This is a genomic window from Achromobacter sp. JD417 (assembly GCF_041879325.1).
GTDB lineage: Bacteria > Pseudomonadota > Gammaproteobacteria > Burkholderiales > Burkholderiaceae_B > Achromobacter > Achromobacter mucicolens.
The window spans coordinates 79,297-98,778 of sequence record NZ_CP087159.1; the positions used below are offsets into that span (position 1 = coordinate 79,297).

The following is a 19,482-nucleotide window of genomic DNA, read 5'->3' on the forward strand; positions in this document are numbered from 1 at the left end:
GTGAACGGCCCGATACCCGCCTTCAAACGGGGGCGGAACATTAAGGTCAGCCCCCCCGCCCTGATTGATACCGCCAAGCTCACGCCGCCAGATTCGTCATCCCCAGAAACTGCCGCAATTCCGGCGTGGCCGGCGCCGTGAAAAGTTGCTCCGGCGGACCGATCTCGTGCACGCGCCCCTGGTGCATGAACACCACGCGATCACAGACCTCGCGCGCAAAGCGCATTTCGTGCGTCACCATCAACAGCGTCATGCCGTCGGCAGCCAGCTCGCGCACGACCGCCAGCACCTCATTGACCAGCTCCGGGTCCAGCGCCGACGTGATCTCGTCGCACAACAGCGCCAGCGGCTGCATCGCCAGCGCGCGGGCAATCGCCACGCGCTGCTGCTGGCCGCCGGACAGTTCGTCCGGCCAGGCGTCGAACTTGTGGGCCAGGCCCACGCGGGTCAGCATGGCCCGGGCCATGTCCTCGGCCTCGCGCTCGGGCACGCGCTTGGCCACCATGGGCGACAGCATCACGTTGCGCCCCACCGTCAGGTGCGGAAACAGGTTGAACTGCTGAAAAATCATCCCGACCTTCAGCCGCAACGCGCGCAGGCGCAGCTCGTCATCGCCCAACTGTGCATCGGCCACCATGATCGCGCCGCCGTCGATCTGCTCCAGCCCGTTGATGCACCGCAGCAGCGTGCTCTTGCCCGAGCCGCTCTTGCCGATGATGGCAATGACCTCGCCGGGGTCGACGCGCAAGGTCACGCCTTTCAGGACTTCGTTGTCGCCGAACCGTTTGCGGACGTCTTCAAGGGCGATGAGGGGCATGCAACTTCCTTTCCAGCCGGAGGCTAAGGCGCGACAGGGGCCAGCACAGCGCAAAGTAGATCAGCGCGGCGCAGGCATAGACAGTGAAGGGACTGAAGGTGGCGTTGGTGATCACGGTGGCTGCCTTCGACAGTTCCGTGAAGCCGATGATGGAGGTCAGCGCCGTGCTTTTGACGATCTGCACCGCAAAGCCCACGGTCGGCGCGACAGCAATGCGCAGCGCCTGCGGCAGCACCACGTAGCGCATCTGCTGCACGTAGCCCAGCGCCAGGCTGGCCGATGCCTCCCACTGTCCCTTCGGCACGGCTTCCACGCAGCCACGCCAGATTTCCGCCAGGAACGCGCCCGACCACAGCGTCAGCGCCGCCCCGGCGGCCAGCCACGGCGGCACCTCCACGCCGATCAGCGACAGCCCGAAAAACGCCAGGAACAGCTGCATCAGCAGCGGCGTGCCCTGAAAGAGTTCGATGTATGCCCAACTGATGCGGCGCATCGCCGCCACGCGCGACGTGCGCATCATCAGCGCCAGCAACCCCATCAGCGCCCCGCCCGCAAAGGCCGCCAGCGACAGCACGATGGTCCAGCGCGCCGCCAGCAGCAGGTTGCGCACGATGTCCCAGGTCGAGAACTCGATCATCTTGCCGCCTTGCGAAAGAGCCGCCGTCCGGTCAGGCGCAGCACCTGGCGCAGCAGCACCGCCAGCACCAGATAGATCCCGGTCGTCACGAAATACACTTCAAACGCGCGAAAGTTGCGCGACTGGATGAAGTTGGCGGCAAAGGTCAGGTCTTCGGCCGCGATCTGCGAACACACCGCCGATCCCAGCATCACAATCACGATCTGCGAAGACAGCGCCGGCCAGATGCGCATCAGCGCCGGCTTGAGCACCACGTGCCGGAACACCTGCAGGCGCGACAGCGCCAGGCTGGCGCCGGCCTCGTACTGCCCGCGCGGCGTGGCGTCGATCCCCGCGCGGATGATCTCGGCGCTATAGGCGCCCAGGTTCAGTGCCATCGCCAGGCACGCCGCCTGCATCTCGCCCAGCTGGATGCCCAGCGACGGCAGGCCAAAAAACACGAAAAAGAGCTGGATCAGGAACGGCGTGTTCCGGATCAGCTCGATATAGGCGGTGACCGGCGCGCGCAGCCACGCCGGGCCCTGCGTGCGCACCCAGGCGCAGGCGATGCCCAGGGCCACGCCCGCCACCGCGCCGAACGCGATCAGTTCGATCGTGACGCCGATGCCCTTGATCAGCACCGGCGTGTACTCGAACACCGAGGAAAAGTCGTACTGGTAAGCCATGACGGCCTCGCGCAGCCTACAGATCCTTGGGCAGTTCGGCGCCCAGCCATTTCTGCGAAATCGCCGACAGCGATCCGTCACGCTTGGCCGCGGCCAGGATGTCGTTCACGCGGGCGCGCAGCTTCGGTTCGTCCTTGTTCAGGCCGATGTAGCACGGCGAATTCTTGATCAGGAATTTCGTTTCCGGCTTCTTGGGCGGATTGCGCGCCAGGATGGCCGCGGCCACCACGTTGCCCGTCGCGATCATCGGCACCTGGCCCGACAGGAAAGCCGTGATCGTGCCGTTGTTGTCCTCATAGCGCTTGACCGTGGCGGACTCGGGCGCAATCTTGGTCAGCTCGATGTCTTCCACCGCGCCCCGCGTCACGCCGATGGTCTTGCCCGCCAGATCCGCGGCGGACGACACCTTCAGGTCCGCTGGGCCAAACACGCCGTTGAAAAATGGCGCGTACGCGTCGGAAAAGTCGATGGCCTTCTCGCGCTCGGCATTCTTACCCATGCTGGAGATCACCAGATCCACCTTCTTGGTCTGCAGGTAGGGCACGCGGTTGGCGCTGGTCACCGGCACCAGTTCCAGCTTCACGCCCAGCTGCTTGGCGATCAACTGCGCGGTATCGATGTCATAGCCCAGCGGCTTCATGTCGGCGCCCACCGACCCAAACGGCGGAAAGTCCTGCGGCACCGCAATCTTGATCACGCCCGCCTTGACGATATCGTCCAGCGCGTCGGCGTGCGACACAGGGGCGGCCAGGATGCTGGCGGCGGCGCAAAGGGACAGCAACAGGGTTCTGCGTTTCATAAGGAACTCTCCAGGGCCCGCACTGCCCGGTCGGGTCAGCGCGTTGCACACCAAGTCGGTATACAAAGCGAGAAGATGCAAGTTCTGTGCCATGTGGGCGTCCCGGGAAGAGGGCGCGCAAGGTTCGTGCAAACGCCCCGCAATGGTGCGGCGGATGCGCCGCAGACGGGCGTATCCGCACCGCTTTGGATCGCGCGGCCTCAGGCGTCCACGTAACCTGCCATCAAACCTTCAAACCACTCCTGAAACACGGTAAGCCGCCGCGTGCGCTGGCGGCGGTGCGGATACAGCAGCGATACCGGCATCGGCGCCGCGCGCGCGGCCGGCATCACTTCCACCAGTTCGCCCGCTTCAAGCAGATGCTGCACGTCAAAACGGGGTATCTGGATCAGGCCCAGCCCCGCCAGGCAGCAGGCGATGTAGCTTTCTGCGTTGTTCACCACCACCCGGCTGCGAACCGTATCCTGGCGCACGCCGCCATCGGCGGACACGGATTCCCAGGGCAGCTCGCGGCCGGTCTTCGGTGACGCATACCCCACGGCCCAGTGGCCGCCCAGTTCCTCGGGGTGCATTGGCGCGCCGTGCTCGCGCAGGTAAGCCGGACTGGCACAGTTGATCAGCGCAATGCTGCCCAGCGGCCGCACGACCAGACTGCTGTCGTGCAGCGTACCGATGCGCACCGCACAGTCCACGCCCTCCTGCACCAGGTCAATGGCGCGGTCAGTGGAACTCAACACCACCTGCAATCGCGGATGGCGGCGCAACAGGCCGGGCAATTGCGGCGCGATCAGCCGGCGCGCCACGCGGCTGGGCACATCAATGCTTAGGCGGCCCGACACCTGCCGCTCGCTCGCCTGGAACAGTTGGTCGATGTCTTCGACTTCCGTCAGCAGCGGCAACACGCGTTCCAGCAGTTGCTCGCCGTCGGCCGTCAGCCGCACTTGCCGGGTCGTGCGATGCAGCAGCCGCACGCCAAGCTGCGCTTCCAATTGCTGGATGGCGGCCGAGACGGAGGCCCGGGGCGCGTCCAGGGCATGAGCCGCCTTGATGAAACTGCCCATCTCGGCAACGTGCGCGAACACGCGATACTGGTCGAATCGGTCCATGAGCGGCCTGTGGCGATGCGGTGGGACGGGACAACGGAATTGCGCGCACCCTCCCGTTGCCCGGGGGCGCGCGCAAGGCACCAAAAGCATAGCCGCAATCGGGGGGCGCCCAGCCGCGTCAGGCGCTGCGCCAGATCGCCAGGGCAGCCAGCGCCGCCGGCACCACCAATACGATCGCCAGAATCGGCAATTCCTCGCGCACGCTGTACCCAGCATGGGTGACGCCCACCCACATGTTCACCAGCGACACCACCAGCCAGACGGGAATGAACGCCTTGGCCGCCCCCGCCAGCGCTGCCGCATCGCCGCCCCACAGCTTGCCAAAGAGCAGAAACACCCCCAGCAGTACCGCGCCGCCTCCGATCACCATTGCCATATGCATGCCGCGCTCCCTGTCCTGACGCCTACTTGGTCGTGTAACCGCCGTTGATAAGGATGGTCTGTCCCGTGATCCACCAGCCGTCGCTGACCAGATGGCGGATGAAGGGCACCACGTCCTCGATATCCGTCAGTCCAGTCTTGCTGAACGGCGACAGCGCCGCCGCGGTCTTGTGATACGCCACGGCGTCGTCGCCCTCGGCCGGGTAGAAGAACGGCGTATCCATCGGCCCCGGTCCCACCGCCGTCACCGAAATCCCCCGCGCGCCAAACTCCTTGGCCGCCGCACGCGTGAAATGCTCCACCGGCGCCTTCGTGCCCGCATAGGCCGCATAGAACGGCGTGAAGGCGCCCAGCAGCGACGTCACCAGCGTGCACACCTTGCCGTTGTCATTGACGTGCCGGCCCGCCTCGCGCAGAAAGAAAAACGCCGTCTTGGAATTTACCGCCGTCATCTCGTCGTATTCAGCTTCGCTGATCTCGGTAATGGGCTTCTTGAGCACCTTGCCCACCGTATTGATCGCGATATCCGGCCGGCCCACCGCCGCCACCGCATCGGCAAACAGCTTCTCCACCGCCGCCGCCGTCGTCAGGTCGCCCTGCAACGCCACGGCCTTCGCGCCCGCCGCCTGAACCGCGGCCACGGTCGCCTCGGCCTCTGCCTGGGATGCCGCGCTGTTGTAGTGGATCGCTACTGCGCGGGCGCCCTGCTCGGCCAGGTCGCGCGCAATCAGCCCGCCCAGATTCTTCGCCCCGCCCGCAATGATCGCGACCTTGCCCTTGATCGAATGGTCCGCCATGGAAAATCTCCTTCAGGTGTTTCGGATGTCGATGAAGCTTCGAGCTTAGGCAAGCGCCCGCGCCCGATAAACCACCTGAAGCTGGATGGATCATCCAGAAAAACCACCCAATCGCGGCGCGCGGTGTGTGCGGTGTCCAGCAACCGGCAACAAAAAAGCCGCCCCTATTGAAGGACGGCTTGTATCGACGGCTGTCGCCAATCGCGCTCAATCCACCTGCGCGCCCGACTGCTTCACCGCCTTGCCCCACTTGTCCACTTCCGCGGCAATAAACGTCCCGGTCGCCTCAGGCGTCAGCGGCATCGGTTCCGCCCCACGATCCCGGAAGAACTTCTGCATCTCCGGCGTATTCAACACCTGCCCGATCTGCTTGCTAAGCGCATTGGTGATCTCCGCAGGCGTGTCCTTGGGCGCCAACACCGCAGCCCAGCCAATCGCCTCAAACCCCGGATAACCCGATTCCGCCACGGTCGGCACATTCGGCAGCTGCGGCAACCGCTTGGCCGTCGTCACCGCCAGCGCCACGGCCTTCTTGCTTTGCACGTGCGGCAGGCCCGCCGTCACCGAGTCCACCATCAGCGGCACCTGGTGCCCCAGAAAATCCGCCTGCGCCGGGCCACTGCCCTTGTACGGAATGTGGCGAATGTCGATATTCGCCGCTGCCTTGAACATCTCGGCCGACAAATGCTGCGTGCCGCCAATACCCGCGCTGGCATACGCCAGCTCGCCAGGATTGGCGCGCGCCTGCGTCACCAGTTGCTGCAGCGACGTAATGCCCGACGCAGGCGTCGCCAGGAACATCAGCGGCACCGAGAACACGCCCGACACCGGCGCGAAATCCTTGGTCAGGCTGTAGTTGATGGTCTTGTACAGCGTCTGGTTCACCGCTGCCGCGCTGCCCGCGATCACCAGCGTGTAGCCGTCCGGCGCCGCGCGCGTGGCCTGCTCCATGCCGATATTGCTGCCCGCGCCCGCGCGGTTCTCCACCACGATGGGTTGCTTGACCGCCGCGCCCAGCTTCTCGGCCAGCGCGCGGGCAAAAATGTCCGTCGCCTGCCCCGGCGGGAACGGCACGATCAGACGGATGGGACGGTCGGGATACTCCGCGTGAGCGGGCGTCATGGCGGCGGCCAACGCCAGGCCGGCGGCAAGACTGGAAAGAATACGTTTCATGATTGGTCAGTAAAAAGCGACGGCGGACGGCGCGCGAGGGGCGCATCGCCTGCATAAAATAGAGTGCCCGCGCTGGCAGCCCTTGTGAGGCCGGCCCGGGGCAGATCGGAGGGGTAGCGTCACGATAGCATCCCCCCGTCGGTGCTACATTTGCCTTTTCGCGCTTCCCCCGGGGAAGTTCCCCGAAATTCCCTTCATCCCCTGTCCTTACATCCCGCAGGAACCGCCATGGAATTCAGCCAGTTCAACGTCAACACCCTCATGGAGATCACCTCCCGCCCGGACCTCGTGTTCGTCAGCGGCAAGGGATCCTGGCTGGAGGATCACGCGGGCAAGCGATATCTGGACTTCGTGCAGGGCTGGGCGGTGAACACCCTGGGCCACTCCGCGCCCGAAATGCAGCGCGCGCTGGTCGAACAGTCGCAAAAGCTGATGAACCCGTCGCCGGCGTTCTACAACATCCCCTCGATCGAGCTGGCCCAGCGCCTGACCGGCGCATCCGACTTTGACCGCGTCTTCTTCGCCAACAGCGGCGGCGAAGCCAACGAAGGCGCCATCAAGCTCGCGCGCAAGTGGGGCCAGGTCAAGAAGAACGGCGCCTACAAGATCATCACCATGAACCACGGCTTCCACGGCCGCACCCTGGCAACGATGTCCGCCTCGGGCAAGCCGGGCTGGGACAAGATGTTCGCCCCGCAGGTCGAAGGCTTCCCCAAGGCCGAACTGAACGATCTGGAATCCGTGCGCAAGCTGATCGACGACAAGACCGTCGCCATCATGCTGGAACCCGTCCAGGGCGAAGGCGGCGTGCTGCCCGCCACCAAAGAATTCATGCAGGGCCTGCGCAAGTTGGCCGACGAAAACCAGCTGCTGCTGATCGTCGACGAAGTCCAGACCGGCATGGGCCGCACCGGCAAGATGTTCGCCTACCAGCACTTTGACGTCGTCCCCGACATCATGACGCTGGCCAAGGGCATCGGCGGCGGCGTGCCGCTGGCCGCCCTGCTGGCCCGTCAGGAAGTCAGCGTGTTCCAGCACGGCGACCAAGGCGGCACCTATAACGGCAACCCCCTGACCACCGCAGTCGGCGTCGCCGTCTTCGACGCGCTGGTCGCGCCCGGCTTCATGGACGCGGTCAACGCCCGCGCCAAGCAACTGTCCGAAGGCCTGCTGGCCATCTCGGCCAAGTACGGCATGAAGGGCGAACGCGGCATGGGCCTGCTGCGCGCGCTGGTGATGGATCGCGATGATGGTCCGGCGATTGTCGAGGCTGCGCGTAATCAGGCGCCGGAAGGTCTGCTGCTGAATGCGCCGCGTCCGAATCTGCTGCGCTTCATGCCCGCGCTGAATGTGACGGCTGAGGAAGTGGATTCGATGCTCAAGCAACTGGATGCGCTGATTGCGCAGGTGCGTAAGGCTTGATGAGGTTTTAGAGAGTAGTGAATGCAGGGGCCGCGATTATGCGGCCCCTGTTTTTTTGGGTTGACTGGATCGCGGTTGGGGTTGGATATGCGGCCGCGGGTTGGGACACGTTTAAGGGAATCGAATGGACGCGAAGGAATTTGTCGGCAACTGGAATGCGTTGCGGGGCGAGCTGTTGGAGACGTTCATGGCGGCGGACAGCGGGAGTGCCGTCGCGGCCAAGGTGCGGGGGTTGGGGTTGTCGCCGGAACAGCTTGAGGGTGTGCGTGGCGTTTTGGATCTGGCGCTGCGGGACACGATGTATTCGCTGCTGCTGGGGTTGGATGGGGCGGGGAGTATTGGCGATAGCCAGGAGCAGTTCACCATCGCGGGTGAGGATGGAGTGGTGATTGAGGATATTGAGGCGGAGGCTTGGGAGTGCTTCCATGGGGATGCGGGCGTTTGCGGGTGATTCGCTCGTTGAGGGTCTGCGTTCTTGGGTCGCCGTTACGGGAGTTTGAAGATGTCCAAGTCGCCTGCTGATGACGTGGTGTCGATCTATCGGGAGCATGCCGATGCGTTTGTGCGGCTGCGTGGGATGGGGCTGATCGAGCGCGCATGGTTGGATGCGTTTCTGGCGCTGCTGCCGGGGGCAAGTCCGCGGGTGCTGGATATTGGGTGTGGGTTTGGGGTGCCGATTGCTCAGTATCTGATTGAGCGTGGTTGCCGGATCACCGGCGTGGATACGTCAGTGCCGTTATTGAATCGGGCGAAGGCGGCGTTTCCTGAGCATCAGTGGATTGCTGCGGATATGCGCAAGATGCCTGTCGCCGGGCCATTTGATGGATTGATCGCTTGGCATAGCTTTTTTCATTTAACGCCAGAGGATCAGCGGGGGATGTTTGGGGAGTTTGGGCGGTTGGCTGCGCCGGGGGCGGTGTTGATGTTTACGAGCGGGCCGGGGTTGGGTGAGGCGATTGGGGAGTTTGAAGGGCGGGCGTTGTATCACGGGAGTTTGGAGGGGGCGGAGTATCGGCAGTTGTTGGGGGGGGGTGGGTTTGAGGTGGTGCGGCATGTGGTGGAAGATGCCGGGTGTGGGGGGGCGACGGTGTGGGTGGCGAAGCAAGGTAAAGAAAAGGCGGGTGTTCGCGAGGAGCGGTGAGGCGAGATTGGGGAGTGTCCGGATTTTGTGGGAGTGTCAGAATTTTTGTGTTCTAGGCCAACGGGCTGAGCGTTTCCAGTGAACGATTCTGGCCGTCTTGGCTGCTAATCTGCTCAAGCCCCCGGCCGGGCCCATGCGAAATAAAAATGCTGTCACGCAAACATCTTACGCGGTGGCTGATTTTTGCATGCATAGGTCGTGGCTGCGGTGAGATCTATCGTTAGCGCCAAATTGGCCGAGTGCAAGAATAACCCATGCTTGCGGGCCATTTTTAAATCTACTAAATTCCGAAATCCGTCGTGCTGCGACATGCTCATGTGACAGCTCTCATGAGGATGATTTAAGGCAGCGCTGTAAGTGCAAATTGATGGGGCAGTTTAGGAGCGTTGTGGGCTGGGGAGGGAATTCGATCCCGCTGGGAAATAGGCTGGCCGCCCAGTTGACCCGCTGAAAACTAAGCGTGCTCTGAAATAGTTGCCGTCTCAGATCGAAAGACGTCGCTCTAGAGGGCCTGCATCGATCTCAGAACCGCTGCTTTGTGGCTTTAATCCAATAACTCTGGATGCTATGAATAATCAAAAAGACTATTTCAAAAATCACGGTTCGTGCGAACAGAATTATTCCGGGCAGAACCTTTGTGATGTCGCTGGGAAAAAAATACGTTTTGTTGATTGCGACTTTAGCTATTGCGTAATTGAACGCGGTTACTTCCATAATGCTAAGTTTGAGAATTGTAAATTCGTCGGAACCAGGTTTATTTCATGCAATTTTCGGTCTGCAACTTTTGCGATGTGCGACTTTTCGTATGCTACTTTTTTCACTACGCTCGTGTCACACGTAGAGATTTCTAAGAATTTGCCTGACCAGCCGAACAAAAAACGCGATTTAATACGGACTCTCCGTTCAAATGCCACTTCTATGGGAGACCAGGACGCTAACAATAGTCTTCTTTCAGGCGAGTTGAAAGCTACAACTGAGCATTATAAAAATTTATTTTCAAGTAAAAATTCTTACTATAGAAAATATTCCCCGTCGGAAAAGGTGGCGGCGTTCTTAAAGTATCTAGTTTTAACGGTTGAGGGTCTGGCATGGGGATACGGCCTTTCTCCACTTCGATTGCTTTTATGGCTCTCGGTGGCTGTTTTGCTTTCGGGGACGATTCTGGTGTTTGCGGAGCAGGACGCTGTGTTGATAAACGCTGCGCTGTTTTCGGAAATCGGCCGAAACGCTTTGATATCAGCATCTGCCGTCCTGGATTTGGCATTAGTGGATCCTGATACTATAAAAACACATCCGATGGTTTTTGGATTTCTCGTAACGCTACGCGTTGTAGTGCTGGGTTTATTAATAACAGTGCTATATCGAAGATATGCTCGGTAGTATGGAAAACATTATATCAATGCGATTGTTTGGGTCGCATGCGCGGGGTGAGGCGGACCTGGGAAGCGATATCGACATTCTGTTGGTGGTGGAGAACGGGTACTTGGAACCGTGCAGCGAGAAATTTCCTAGGAAAGCCGATATTTCAGTATATTCACGCGATAAGCTTGAACAGATGTTTCAGGAAGGGCATCTGTTCGCTTGGCATCTTTTTCTCGAATCCGTCCCATATTGCTCGGCCCGATCGGAAGCATGGTTCATGTCACTTGGTACGCCCGCTGAATACAGGGAGGCTCGGGAAGATATAACCCAGTTTATGGGAATAATAGAAGATGCTCTTGCGAGTATGGAGAGCGAAGATTGCTACATCTATGAAGCGGGGATTCTGCATTTGGCTATGCGAAACCTAGGTATGATCCTTGGATATCTTCACACCGGTAAGCCAAACTTCTCAAGATATTCAGCGCTTCAATTGCCAGAAAAGTTCGCGCCCAGTATCTCGGCTCCAGAATATGAAATGCTACTGGCTTGCCGGAGAGCTTCAACTCGGGCCGACACATCAGGAGAGCTGCCATCCTATCAACAAGTTGGGCGACTTTCCTTTGCAATTAGGGACTGGTTGGATAAGCTAAATCTCATTTGCCATTCAAAAGTGGTGGGATAAACTGAAGAAACTATGACGACAAGATCGGAGCGATTTCGTACAAGAGTTCGGCTGGAGAGGCAAGCTCTGAAAATGGTAAATAGCGAATGGGGAGATCCGAAGCTGATGGGGCTTTCTCGGGATTCTATCGACTCATGGCTAGCGAACAGTAAGGATTATTCTCGGGCACAAAGGGTTTATCAAGTTGTCGCAGGGATTGCGATAAAACTGCGAATTGAGGCAGATTCGAGTCGAGTTGTTTTTGATGAATCTGCCTTGGAAACGTCTCTAAGCAGCGATTTTCTATTACTTGAGTCCCTTCTGCGAGCCGACAGTGCTGATACACAGTGAGGGAAAGTTCCAAGATTTCCTGCAGCTCCACGAGGTCGGCTCTCAACAGTGCTCCGAAATATTGGCCGCTATTCCCTACGCCATGGAAGGCGTGTCTAGTCAGGAAATATATGAAACTGCAACATTATCCGATATTAATATAACCACATTCTGCCGGCTAGACTGGAGCATACCTTTTGATACCAGGCTAATTCAAAAATATTCATCGCAATCGGTGCGTTTTCTCTTCATTGCGGAGTACTTGCACGCGAAGGTTATTTGGTGGAAGGGCTGGGGCGCATATGTGGGCTCTTGCAATCTTACAGATCGCGCGTGTTTTGAGAATTACGAAGCCGGATACTTTATCGAACAAGACGCTATTGAACGATCGTGTTTTGATAAGGACTTGACGATTTTCTTTGACGGTTTGCGTGATGTTGCGATTGAGCCTACAGACGAAATATTCGACTTATTGCGTAAGCAGACTGACCGCTTAGCTAATTTTCGATCACTGCGACGTTATCTTTCGCATGATTTTTCGATTGAATTGCGGAGCATTATTAATGGTAGCGACTTCTCCATGTAATGCCGGTTTGAAATTCAGCATGGGGAGGTCGAGTTTTTTTATAAGTCGCGCTGCGCATGTTTCAGAGGCCAGCTTAGTTGGATGGGAAAAAATTGACTAGATTTGCGTTTTATCGCGCGTAGTGTCGATACATCAAATGTTTCTCCACTTGGAATGTAAAGATTATATTTCTCGATAATCCTGAATTGCTTATTCGGCGTTAAGTGGTTAGAAAAAATTTTCCCGCCTGCTCCTTTTCCATCTCAAACGTTAATTTGAAAGATTGCCTATGCAAACGCATGAGCGGTACAACGGGATTTTTCTTCCAGCCAACAGTCAATTTGCTGGGATGCTGAATATTTCAGGGGGTGACAGCATCCTTAAAATCGTCGGGACGAGCTTTATTGCGGACCCGGAAGCTGACGCATTAGACATCCACGGAATACTAAGTGACGGCAAGAAAGCTTCATTGATAGATTGCGTGCTCCAAAGGAACACGCGGTATCGCCTTGGTGAGAATACTCAATCTGAAAGCGTCTATTTTCCGCACTATGTCGTTGTCGGTGAAGAGTTCATCAGCTCGAGCGAGCCGGTCATCTGTGCCGTCCGCTACCACTTTGAAAACGTCGACCGCCTTCTAAGTGGGCACAAGACGTTTCGCTCGTTGTTGGTCGACAAAGATGAAGTCCTTCAGATTTTAGAAGCGGATCATAAGCACTCGGAAAAGATAGCGAAGGAGCATGGCTGGCAAAGGCAACCGTTCGAACCCGAGCTCGGCGAACATCCCCATCTCGTATATTTTAGTGGCTTGTGGGAAATTGTTGCTTGTCAAACTGAAATCGGAAAAATCTCTTTGACGAATCGCACTTCCCACGGGATGGGAGATGCGACGGGGATCGGCATCGACAACGAGGTTGTCGCTAATATCGAATTTTCGGAACCGAAGACGCTGAACGCCGCGATACACGCTCTTCAAGTGTTACACGGATTATTCGAATTGAGTCTCGGATGTCGACAGCGCATTCGTTGGATTGAACTGGAATTGATTCACCGCTCACCGGAAACCGATAGTGACATGCCGAGCATGGTTCGGCTGTATTGGAGTTTGTGCAACGATCACGTTAAGGGCGACCCAAAGGTGAGTCTTAATGACAGCCTTCTCGTCGCAGATCGGCGACCCGAGGAGTTCGCTAAGGTCACTAAAGAGTGGATGAATAGCGCGAATGTAATGGGCGATCCGAGAAACCGGTTTGCTGTCGCTTTTTTCGGAAGCTACAGCATCAACCGGATTGTCGGAGCTGCAAATATGTTTGACTTGCTACCCGAGAGCCACGCACCTAGAACAAGGGAGGTTGACCCGTCGTTCAAGGAAGTGGCTAGCCAAAGTCGCAAGTTGTTCGCGACATTGCCCGATAGTTTCGCTAAACAGTCCGTATTATCAACCCTGGGCCGTGTTGGTAAGGCGAGTCTGCGCGATAAAATCTACCACCGTGCTGAAATAGTTCTTGCTGTGGTTGGGGATCACTTTCCGGACCTCTTTCTGCCATGTCATCATGCAGTGGCCTGCCGCAATCACTATGTGCATGGCAGCGATAGAAAGTTCGATTATCAGGAAAACTTCATAGAATTCGCATTCGTCACCGACACTCTAGAGTTTGTTTTCGCTATGTCCGAACTTATCGAGTTGGGATGGAATATTAAAAGATGGATGGATGGAGGCGTGTCGATGACGCATGCTTTCGGCGCCTATCGCATTAATTATCTCAGAAACATTCAACGTCTTAAGGTATTGGTTGACAAATAGAATGTTGATCTGCAAATAGAATTAAAAGACTTCCTATAAGATCTGCATACATGAAAATTTTTCATCGCGAACGCGGGTAATGACTATCGGCGGTGAATCTATATAGTCCGTGGCAATATTAGGACATTGCAAGTCCTATAAGTTGAGCGGCGAATAAGTTTCGACTTTGACCGCTCCAAACTGATCTCGTGATGTAGGAATTGGCCCCTATTGCGCTAGCCGCTGATGCGTATACTATATCTCCCCCCCCCCCCCTCAGCGTCCCTTGCGGCCTAGGCAATATTGACGGACTTGGTAGCCCTTCAAAGTGGCTCATTTCATGCGCGCTTTGACTAGGGGAGCTTGCCAAGGGGCACTGTCAGACAAGTCAGTAGTGATGCATGGGTTGGGCGTTATCACGGTAGCCCCACAATTGAAAGTGCGTTCATGAGCGTGGTATTTGCGTGCGTAAAGTTGTTCAATTGCCCCTGAATTCCATAAGCCCACTTCGCGCCATGAAACAGATTATTTCGAAGCCGATAGACGACGATGAGAAGCGCGGCAACGCAATCTGCTGGGTTTGTGTTCTCACCCTTCAGCACAGCGTGAACCAAGTCTCGACAATCATTCGGCCGGAGATTTAGACCGGCCAGAAAGGCGGTTACCTCGCCATTTGAATAGTACCGTTGTTGAAAGTACAAAAGGCTTTCAGAAAACGGTTCGCTAGCGAGAGGGTCTCGTGACAACCACTCATGTGTAAGCGCGACTATTGCTTGAGACGAACCGCGTGTTGACAGGGCGCGAGCTTCGAACAAACTCCACAGAAGAGCAAAGTGCGAGATAACTGCGCGCTCTTGCTCCGACAACGTGTCGAAGCCTGGAGCATTTTTTTCAAGCCATTGGATGGGATTCATGACATCCAGCACCTGAGGTAAGCCGAGCCGTGAGGCGGCGTCGGCTGCCGCGAATTCTTAGGCTTTGTCGATATTAAGTTGCTCATATGCATTTTGAATTAGTTGCATGAGGAAATTATTTCCACCTTTATCTGGGTGAAGCTTTTGTGCCAGTTGGCGATAACGCTTCTTTATCTCTTCCTGATTAGGCTGGGTGGTAAAACCTAAGACCTCCAATGGATTTAAGTTATTTGCACCGAATGAGTAGCCAAATCTACCATTAAATTTTAAATTGCTATTTTCGCTTAGAAGCTTTTTATATTCATGGCGCAAGGCATTGAGTTCGGACTGCAACTTAATAATCTCCGAATTTTCATTCTGTCTTGCAACTTCAATTGCGGCACTAGCGCTAAACGCACTTACCTCCATGAAAAACGCATATCCTTGGTCGTGATAATGGCCTAACTCCCACTGCGTGTTTGAGTTGGTGAGTACAGCCAGGAAGTCTTCGTTCTTTTTCAGAACAACATAGTGAAAATACATTATTCAATTTCTATGACGGATTTCGCACTGCCTAACGCAATGCAGACGGCGCCAAACAGCAGGCTATATCTTGCGCTTGCGGTCTAAATTGGCACCCAAGAAGTGCTGCAGTGGCCTCGTGGTATGCCCTGCAGCAGGCGTAATGAATAAAATCACAGTTCTAATTCTAGCCACGAAACTCGACGCATCTCCAGCGTTACGCGCCACGGTTGATGAATCAGATCCATGAGCGATTTTGCAATAGCACTATAGACTCCTCTACGCAGTGAGCAGACCTATGTGCAATGGATGCGTCGGTTTGTGAAATGGGGCTATTAGGTGCATCCCGAGACATGGGGCAGCAGGAAATCGAGATTTTTCAGGCCATGCTGGCCAACGAGAGACAGCTTTCTAGCTTTTAGCTGGATGGCGGCGCAGGGCAGGAAGCGGACTAAGGCTTATCTCTGCCACAATTCCTGTTGCGAATTTATCCCTCATCACCGACGGGGCTTCCTTCACACGTATACTCCTGTGACTACCGCCAGCAACGGTAGCCCGGTGTGGAAGCCGGTAAATTCGTCGGTGTTGACCTCACGGTCAGCACGCCTTCGCACGCCCGATGGGCGGGTCTTGGCAGGGGTGCGCTTGTCGCACGCCGGTTCCGACGGTCCGGTCTTCCAACCTTGTCCTGTGCCCGCCCGCCCCATTTGGAAGTGGGGCAGCGGGATTTCCATATCGTCGGAGGAAATCCATGCAATCCCACCCCCTCACCGAAAACCCCTGGTCTGTCGACACTAATCCCGAGCTCAGCATGGTGTCTCTATCCCACGTCTACAACATCGACCGCGCCCGATATGCCATCGCGTCGATCGCTCGCCTCGTCGGCAACAGCGCCTCCGAACCAGACGCAACCGGCGCACAGCCGCTGGACGCATGGACCGTGGCAGCATTGTTGGGTGGCGTAGAAGGCTTGTGTGAGCACATGGGCGTCATGACTGAGGCCATGCTGGAAATTGCACGAGCGTGCGCGCAAGATGCCGATTACGCCGACCCCACGCATGACGCGCCCGCGTCGATTCAATAAGCGCAAAAAAAGCTCGGGCCTGCCGCGACGTGCGATAGGCCCGAGCCGTTAGATTTCGAGGAAGACGTGCGCGATGCGGGGCGTCAATATCTCCCGGGCGTCACGATTCTCCCAATTGCAAGTTCTGACCGCGCCCATCCCCCGCCGTCACCAACGCATAGTTGTATCCCTGCCCCGACCAATACCGCGCCAGCAGCTCACCATCCCTCCGGCTCCCTCGCGCTAGAAACAGTCCCCCCGGCCCAGGCGGCCGAATATAAAACGTAGCGCGCTGCCCCGCATTCTCATAGATAACAATCGCCGCCGGCCCCTGATCGGTAGCCAACAAACGCGCTGCAACAGGCCTAAACCCGCTATCGCTCAAATTAGGCAACCGCTCGGCATGCGCAAAATACGCATCCAACCACCCCTGCAAATCCCCAGCATCCGCACGCACATCCGGCTGCGGCGCATCCGCTGACGCAAACAACCGATAAGCCTGCATCGCATCCTGCATCGGCAACACCCGATTTCCCAAGGCCGTATCGCGAGCACTCCATCCCGTGACGCCGCCAATCGCCACCGCCACAACCAGACTAGCCGCCATCACCATCCGCCGCCGCGTGCGAACTCTTAACCCCGCACGCACCGCAGCAGGATCCAACGCAGGATTACCCGGCAAACCCTCCCCGCCAGCCCCTTCCCGCAGCCGCTGCGCATCCCGACGCCATGCCTCCAGCTCCTGCGCCTCATCAGGATGCGCCCGTAAATACGCCTGCAACTCCTGCAACTGCGACGGATCCAGCTGCCCGTCCACATACGCATTACGCGTCAGATCATCGATAGCGCGTTCTTTCATTTCAATATCCTCAGACGAGCCTCGCCGGCCTGGCCCTCATGCAGTTCACGCAAGGCACTCCGCGCGCGGGACAGGCGCGACATGACGGTGCCTAGTGGCACGTCTAAAACATCGGCGACGGCCTTGTAGCTCATGCCTTCCACGCTGACGAGCCACAGCAGCGTGCGCTGCGCCTCGGGCAGGCGTTCGAAGACATCCAGGGAAGATCGCGCGATGACCTCGCGCTCGGCCGACGGCGCGGCGGCGTCGGACCCGGCAAACCATGACAGAAGCCGCGCATAGCGGCGCGAGCGGCGTTGGGCGTCCAGGAATTGGCGGTACAGGATGGTGAAGAGCCACGCGCGCACGTCGCCTTGCGGACGGCGGCCGCGCCAGCGGGTGAGCGCTCTTTCCAAGGTGGATTGCACCAGGTCGTCGGCCGCGACCGCGTCGCGCGTGAGGCGCAGCGCAAAACGCCGCAGGCGCGGCAGTAGTTGGCGCAGCACGGCGTCGGAGAGTTCTTCCGCTGGCATCTCGTCGTCGGTGGATGCCGGCGCGTCGGGCGGCACGCGGACCGGTTGAATCATGGCGGGTTCCTGGGACAGGCCTGCGCAACCAGCTTACAGGTCAATGCAGTAAGACGCCGCGCCGGCGGGTTTATTCCATCGGGGAATAACTTTTTTGGGGTGGCGTCCTACAGGGGTATTCATCGCCCCATGGGCAAGGAGCCTTATGCAACAAGGATCTGACCGCAACGGCCCGCCGCCGGGTCAAACGCCACCGGAAAGCCAGCCGCCGGGCCGCCTGCCGCCGAATCGCCGATCGACGAGTGCAGGGCACCAAGACGGCGAGTCGCCCGAAGACCGGCCCCTGAAGCCCCGGCCGCTCACCACCCCGCAAACCCTCCTTCGCCTCACCGCCATCGGCGCCGTCGTCCTCGCATCCGGCGCCGCGTTCGCCTACGTGGGCGGTTGGCTCGACCCGCAGCGCCTGACGCCAGACCGCATCGTGAACGCCCTGGAAGCCAACAGCGGCGTCCACGAGGGCTTTCGGCGCAACCACGCCAAAGGCGTCTGTGTGATCGGCCGCTTTGAAAGCAGCGGCGCGGCACACGATTTATCCACCGCTGCGGTGTTCGCCTCGGGCAGCACGCCGGTGATTGGACGATTGGCCCTGCCCGGCGGCAATCCTTATGCCTCGGACTCCAGTGTCCCGATCCGCAGCTTTGCGTTGATGTTCACGTCCGCCAACGGCGAACAATGGCGAACCGGCATGAACAGCATGCCGGTGTTTCCGCTGTCGACCCCGCAGGCGTTCTACGATCAGCAGCTAGCCGGTCGGCCCGACCCCAAGACAGGCAAGCCCGATCCGCAGCGCATGCAGGCGTTTTTCGCGGCGCATCCGGAAACGGGCGCATTCCGCGCGTGGGCCAAGACCGCCAAGCCATCGGCCAGCTACGCCACCGAAGACTATTACGGCCTGAACGCGTTCTACCTGGTCGATGGCAACGGAAAGCGGCAGCCGGTGCGCTGGCAGTTGGCACCGCTGGACGCGGCGGCGGCGCCTGTGGCGCAGCCGGGACACGATGCGGACTATCTGCAAACCGATCTGCAGCAGCGCCTGACGCAAGGGCCGTTGCGCTGGCGTCTGCTGCTTACGCTGGGCCAACCCCGCGATTCCACCAGCGACGCAACGCGACAGTGGCCGGCGGACCGGCCGATCATTGATGCCGGCACCGTCGTGATAACCAGCAGCGCACCGCAAAGCGACGGCCCGTGCCGCGACGTGAACTACGACCCGACGGTGTTGCCGCAAGGCATCGCCGTGTCCGACGACCCGCTGCTGGCGGCGCGTTCCGCAGCCTACGCGGCCTCTTATGAACGCCGCACGGGCGAAGGGCCGCCTCAAGCCGCCGCTGCGTCATCCCATTCGACCCAACCGGAGCGCGCCCAATGATCCCGTCGCCTACTCAAACCCGTCGGCCGCCCGCCACGTTCAGCCTATTCGCACGCGTGCTGCATTGGTCGATGGCGGCCGGCATACTGGCGATGCTGTTCATCGGCGTGGGCATGGTGGCGTCGGTGTCCGAGCGGCATCAGTGGCTGGTGCAGATTCATAAACCCTTGGGCTTGGCGCTGCTGGTGTTGGTGTGCATACGGCTGGCCAGGCGTCTGTTCAAGGGCGCGCCTGCGTTGCCGGCTGATCTGCCGGCCTGGCAACGTCATGCGGCGTTGGCGTCGCACGTTCTGCTGTACGCGCTGATGTTCGCGATGCCGCTGATCGGCTGGGCGATGCTGTCGGCGGGTGGCTATCCCGTCGTGGCGGGCGGTTGGCAGTTTCCGCCCATTGCGCCTGCGGATGCAGCCTTATTCAGTTGGCTGCGCGGTGCGCATCGCTATCTGGCCTTTCTGCTGTTCGCGACGGTGCTGCTGCATCTGGCCGCGGCGTTGTTTCACGGATGGGTGCGGCGGGATGGCGTATTGGAATCGATGACGCGGGGTCGCTAAGGGGCGTCGGGGCCATCAGC

General features: G+C 58.8%; 22 protein-coding genes. 10 read left to right on the forward strand and 12 right to left on the reverse strand.

Features of this window, described 5'->3' with window-relative positions; genetic code table 11:
* Positions 1-79: 79 nt before the first annotated feature.
* The 8 genes from LN047_RS00375 to LN047_RS00410 all read right to left on the reverse strand — a co-directional run bounded on the left by LN047_RS00375 (position 80) and on the right by LN047_RS00410 (position 6,375).
* Entirely contained in the window at positions 80-817 is a 738-nt protein-coding gene (locus LN047_RS00375; RefSeq protein ID WP_142052026.1) for an amino acid ABC transporter ATP-binding protein, read from the reverse strand.
* A complete protein-coding gene (locus LN047_RS00380) occupies positions 798-1,454 on the reverse strand; it encodes an amino acid ABC transporter permease (RefSeq protein WP_063954198.1) in 657 nt (218 codons plus the stop codon). Before LN047_RS00380 ends, LN047_RS00375 begins: the two co-directional genes overlap by 20 nt.
* Complete coding sequence (locus LN047_RS00385) at positions 1,451-2,119, reverse strand: amino acid ABC transporter permease (protein ID WP_108696637.1); 669 nt, start codon at positions 2,117-2,119, stop codon at positions 1,451-1,453. The genes LN047_RS00380 and LN047_RS00385 overlap by 4 nt, the downstream gene beginning before the upstream one ends.
* Positions 2,120-2,135: 16 nt before the next feature.
* The gene (locus tag LN047_RS00390) at positions 2,136-2,918 is read right to left on the reverse strand and encodes a transporter substrate-binding domain-containing protein (protein WP_373980886.1); all 783 of its coding nucleotides are present in this window, start codon (positions 2,916-2,918) and stop codon (positions 2,136-2,138) included.
* A 200-nt stretch (positions 2,919-3,118) separates the two neighbouring features.
* Entirely contained in the window at positions 3,119-4,024 is a 906-nt protein-coding gene (locus LN047_RS00395; RefSeq protein ID WP_056327709.1) for a LysR family transcriptional regulator, read from the reverse strand.
* 118 nt (positions 4,025-4,142) lie between these two features.
* Complete coding sequence (locus LN047_RS00400) at positions 4,143-4,406, reverse strand: hypothetical protein (RefSeq protein ID WP_373980887.1); 264 nt, start codon at positions 4,404-4,406, stop codon at positions 4,143-4,145.
* A gap of 22 nt (positions 4,407-4,428) precedes the next feature.
* A complete protein-coding gene (locus LN047_RS00405) occupies positions 4,429-5,202 on the reverse strand; it encodes an SDR family oxidoreductase (protein WP_373980888.1) in 774 nt (257 codons plus the stop codon).
* A gap of 207 nt (positions 5,203-5,409) precedes the next feature.
* The gene (locus tag LN047_RS00410; protein ID WP_373980889.1) at positions 5,410-6,375 is read right to left on the reverse strand and encodes a Bug family tripartite tricarboxylate transporter substrate binding protein; all 966 of its coding nucleotides are present in this window, start codon (positions 6,373-6,375) and stop codon (positions 5,410-5,412) included.
* Between the two features lie 228 nt (positions 6,376-6,603).
* Between LN047_RS00410 and LN047_RS00415 the strand changes: the two genes are divergently transcribed.
* From LN047_RS00415 to LN047_RS00445, 7 genes are all read left to right on the forward strand, one after another.
* The gene (locus tag LN047_RS00415; RefSeq protein ID WP_056327713.1) at positions 6,604-7,797 is read left to right on the forward strand and encodes an acetylornithine transaminase; all 1,194 of its coding nucleotides are present in this window, start codon (positions 6,604-6,606) and stop codon (positions 7,795-7,797) included.
* A 124-nt stretch (positions 7,798-7,921) separates the two neighbouring features.
* Entirely contained in the window at positions 7,922-8,248 is a 327-nt protein-coding gene (locus LN047_RS00420; RefSeq protein ID WP_373980890.1) for a hypothetical protein, read from the forward strand.
* 51 nt (positions 8,249-8,299) lie between these two features.
* Positions 8,300-8,938: a class I SAM-dependent methyltransferase gene (locus tag LN047_RS00425; protein ID WP_373980891.1), complete on the forward strand. Its 639-nt coding sequence runs from the start codon at positions 8,300-8,302 to the stop codon at positions 8,936-8,938.
* A gap of 567 nt (positions 8,939-9,505) precedes the next feature.
* On the forward strand, positions 9,506-10,318 hold the full coding sequence (locus LN047_RS00430; RefSeq protein WP_373980892.1) for a pentapeptide repeat-containing protein: 813 nt from the start codon (positions 9,506-9,508) through the stop codon (positions 10,316-10,318).
* A gap of 1 nt (position 10,319) precedes the next feature.
* Positions 10,320-10,982, forward strand: coding sequence for a nucleotidyltransferase domain-containing protein (locus tag LN047_RS00435; RefSeq protein WP_373980893.1), 663 nt, complete (start codon positions 10,320-10,322; stop codon positions 10,980-10,982).
* Positions 10,983-11,295: 313 nt separating this feature from the next.
* On the forward strand, positions 11,296-11,877 hold the full coding sequence (locus LN047_RS00440; protein WP_373980894.1) for a hypothetical protein: 582 nt from the start codon (positions 11,296-11,298) through the stop codon (positions 11,875-11,877).
* Positions 11,878-12,145: 268 nt separating this feature from the next.
* Positions 12,146-13,660 carry a HEPN domain-containing protein gene (locus LN047_RS00445; protein WP_373980895.1) on the forward strand — a complete coding sequence of 505 codons (1,515 nt, stop codon included), beginning with the start codon at positions 12,146-12,148 and terminating at the stop codon, positions 13,658-13,660.
* A 395-nt stretch (positions 13,661-14,055) separates the two neighbouring features.
* Here LN047_RS00445 and LN047_RS00450 read toward each other — a convergent pair whose 3' ends face one another.
* Together LN047_RS00450 and LN047_RS00455 are read right to left on the reverse strand one after the other, a co-directional pair.
* On the reverse strand, positions 14,056-14,553 hold the full coding sequence (locus tag LN047_RS00450) for a hypothetical protein (protein WP_313689399.1): 498 nt from the start codon (positions 14,551-14,553) through the stop codon (positions 14,056-14,058).
* A gap of 57 nt (positions 14,554-14,610) precedes the next feature.
* A complete protein-coding gene (locus LN047_RS00455) occupies positions 14,611-15,075 on the reverse strand; it encodes a J domain-containing protein (RefSeq protein ID WP_313689402.1) in 465 nt (154 codons plus the stop codon).
* A gap of 730 nt (positions 15,076-15,805) precedes the next feature.
* On the opposite strand from LN047_RS00455, the gene LN047_RS00460 reads away from it, so the two are divergent.
* Positions 15,806-16,138, forward strand: a complete 333-nt coding sequence (locus LN047_RS00460; protein WP_373980896.1) for a hypothetical protein — start codon at positions 15,806-15,808, stop codon at positions 16,136-16,138.
* Between the two features lie 100 nt (positions 16,139-16,238).
* Here the strand turns inward: LN047_RS00460 and LN047_RS00465 are convergent, their stop codons facing one another.
* Together LN047_RS00465 and LN047_RS00470 are read right to left on the reverse strand one after the other, a co-directional pair.
* The gene (locus LN047_RS00465; RefSeq protein WP_373980897.1) at positions 16,239-16,976 is read right to left on the reverse strand and encodes an anti-sigma factor; all 738 of its coding nucleotides are present in this window, start codon (positions 16,974-16,976) and stop codon (positions 16,239-16,241) included.
* Positions 16,973-17,488, reverse strand: a complete 516-nt coding sequence (locus LN047_RS00470; protein ID WP_217284666.1) for a sigma-70 family RNA polymerase sigma factor — start codon at positions 17,486-17,488, stop codon at positions 16,973-16,975. The genes LN047_RS00465 and LN047_RS00470 overlap by 4 nt, the downstream gene beginning before the upstream one ends.
* A gap of 199 nt (positions 17,489-17,687) precedes the next feature.
* Here LN047_RS00470 and LN047_RS00475 point away from each other — a divergent pair, with 199 nt between their 5' ends.
* Both LN047_RS00475 and LN047_RS00480 read left to right on the forward strand, forming a co-directional pair.
* Positions 17,688-18,911, forward strand: a complete 1,224-nt coding sequence (locus tag LN047_RS00475) for a catalase family peroxidase (protein WP_373980898.1) — start codon at positions 17,688-17,690, stop codon at positions 18,909-18,911.
* Entirely contained in the window at positions 18,908-19,462 is a 555-nt protein-coding gene (locus tag LN047_RS00480) for a cytochrome b (RefSeq protein WP_373980899.1), read from the forward strand. The genes LN047_RS00475 and LN047_RS00480 overlap by 4 nt, the downstream gene beginning before the upstream one ends.
* The last annotated feature ends 20 nt before the right edge of the window (positions 19,463-19,482 follow it).

Bases quoted from the DNA above. Each gene is read 5' to 3' on its own strand.
- LN047_RS00375 (WP_142052026.1), bottom strand. From the start codon at position 817: ATGCCCCTCATCGCCCTTGAAGACGTCCGCAAACGGTTCGGCGACAAC.
- LN047_RS00380 (WP_063954198.1), bottom strand. From the start codon at position 1,454: ATGATCGAGTTCTCGACCTGGGACATCGTGCGCAACCTGCTGCTGGCG.
- LN047_RS00385 (WP_108696637.1), bottom strand. From the start codon at position 2,119: ATGGCTTACCAGTACGACTTTTCCTCGGTGTTCGAGTACACGCCGGTG.
- LN047_RS00390 (WP_373980886.1), bottom strand. From the start codon at position 2,918: ATGAAACGCAGAACCCTGTTGCTGTCCCTTTGCGCCGCCGCCAGCATC.
- LN047_RS00395 (WP_056327709.1), bottom strand. From the start codon at position 4,024: ATGGACCGATTCGACCAGTATCGCGTGTTCGCGCACGTTGCCGAGATG.
- LN047_RS00400 (WP_373980887.1), bottom strand. From the start codon at position 4,406: ATGCATATGGCAATGGTGATCGGAGGCGGCGCGGTACTGCTGGGGGTG.
- LN047_RS00405 (WP_373980888.1), bottom strand. From the start codon at position 5,202: ATGGCGGACCATTCGATCAAGGGCAAGGTCGCGATCATTGCGGGCGGG.
- LN047_RS00410 (WP_373980889.1), bottom strand. From the start codon at position 6,375: ATGAAACGTATTCTTTCCAGTCTTGCCGCCGGCCTGGCGTTGGCCGCC.
- LN047_RS00415 (WP_056327713.1), top strand. From the start codon at position 6,604: ATGGAATTCAGCCAGTTCAACGTCAACACCCTCATGGAGATCACCTCC.
- LN047_RS00420 (WP_373980890.1), top strand. From the start codon at position 7,922: ATGGACGCGAAGGAATTTGTCGGCAACTGGAATGCGTTGCGGGGCGAG.
- LN047_RS00425 (WP_373980891.1), top strand. From the start codon at position 8,300: ATGTCCAAGTCGCCTGCTGATGACGTGGTGTCGATCTATCGGGAGCAT.
- LN047_RS00430 (WP_373980892.1), top strand. From the start codon at position 9,506: ATGAATAATCAAAAAGACTATTTCAAAAATCACGGTTCGTGCGAACAG.
- LN047_RS00435 (WP_373980893.1), top strand. From the start codon at position 10,320: ATGGAAAACATTATATCAATGCGATTGTTTGGGTCGCATGCGCGGGGT.
- LN047_RS00445 (WP_373980895.1), top strand. From the start codon at position 12,146: ATGCAAACGCATGAGCGGTACAACGGGATTTTTCTTCCAGCCAACAGT.
- LN047_RS00450 (WP_313689399.1), bottom strand. From the start codon at position 14,553: ATGAATCCCATCCAATGGCTTGAAAAAAATGCTCCAGGCTTCGACACG.
- LN047_RS00455 (WP_313689402.1), bottom strand. From the start codon at position 15,075: ATGTATTTTCACTATGTTGTTCTGAAAAAGAACGAAGACTTCCTGGCT.
- LN047_RS00460 (WP_373980896.1), top strand. From the start codon at position 15,806: ATGCAATCCCACCCCCTCACCGAAAACCCCTGGTCTGTCGACACTAAT.
- LN047_RS00465 (WP_373980897.1), bottom strand. From the start codon at position 16,976: ATGAAAGAACGCGCTATCGATGATCTGACGCGTAATGCGTATGTGGAC.
- LN047_RS00470 (WP_217284666.1), bottom strand. From the start codon at position 17,488: ATGCCAGCGGAAGAACTCTCCGACGCCGTGCTGCGCCAACTACTGCCG.
- LN047_RS00475 (WP_373980898.1), top strand. From the start codon at position 17,688: ATGCAACAAGGATCTGACCGCAACGGCCCGCCGCCGGGTCAAACGCCA.
- LN047_RS00480 (WP_373980899.1), top strand. From the start codon at position 18,908: ATGATCCCGTCGCCTACTCAAACCCGTCGGCCGCCCGCCACGTTCAGC.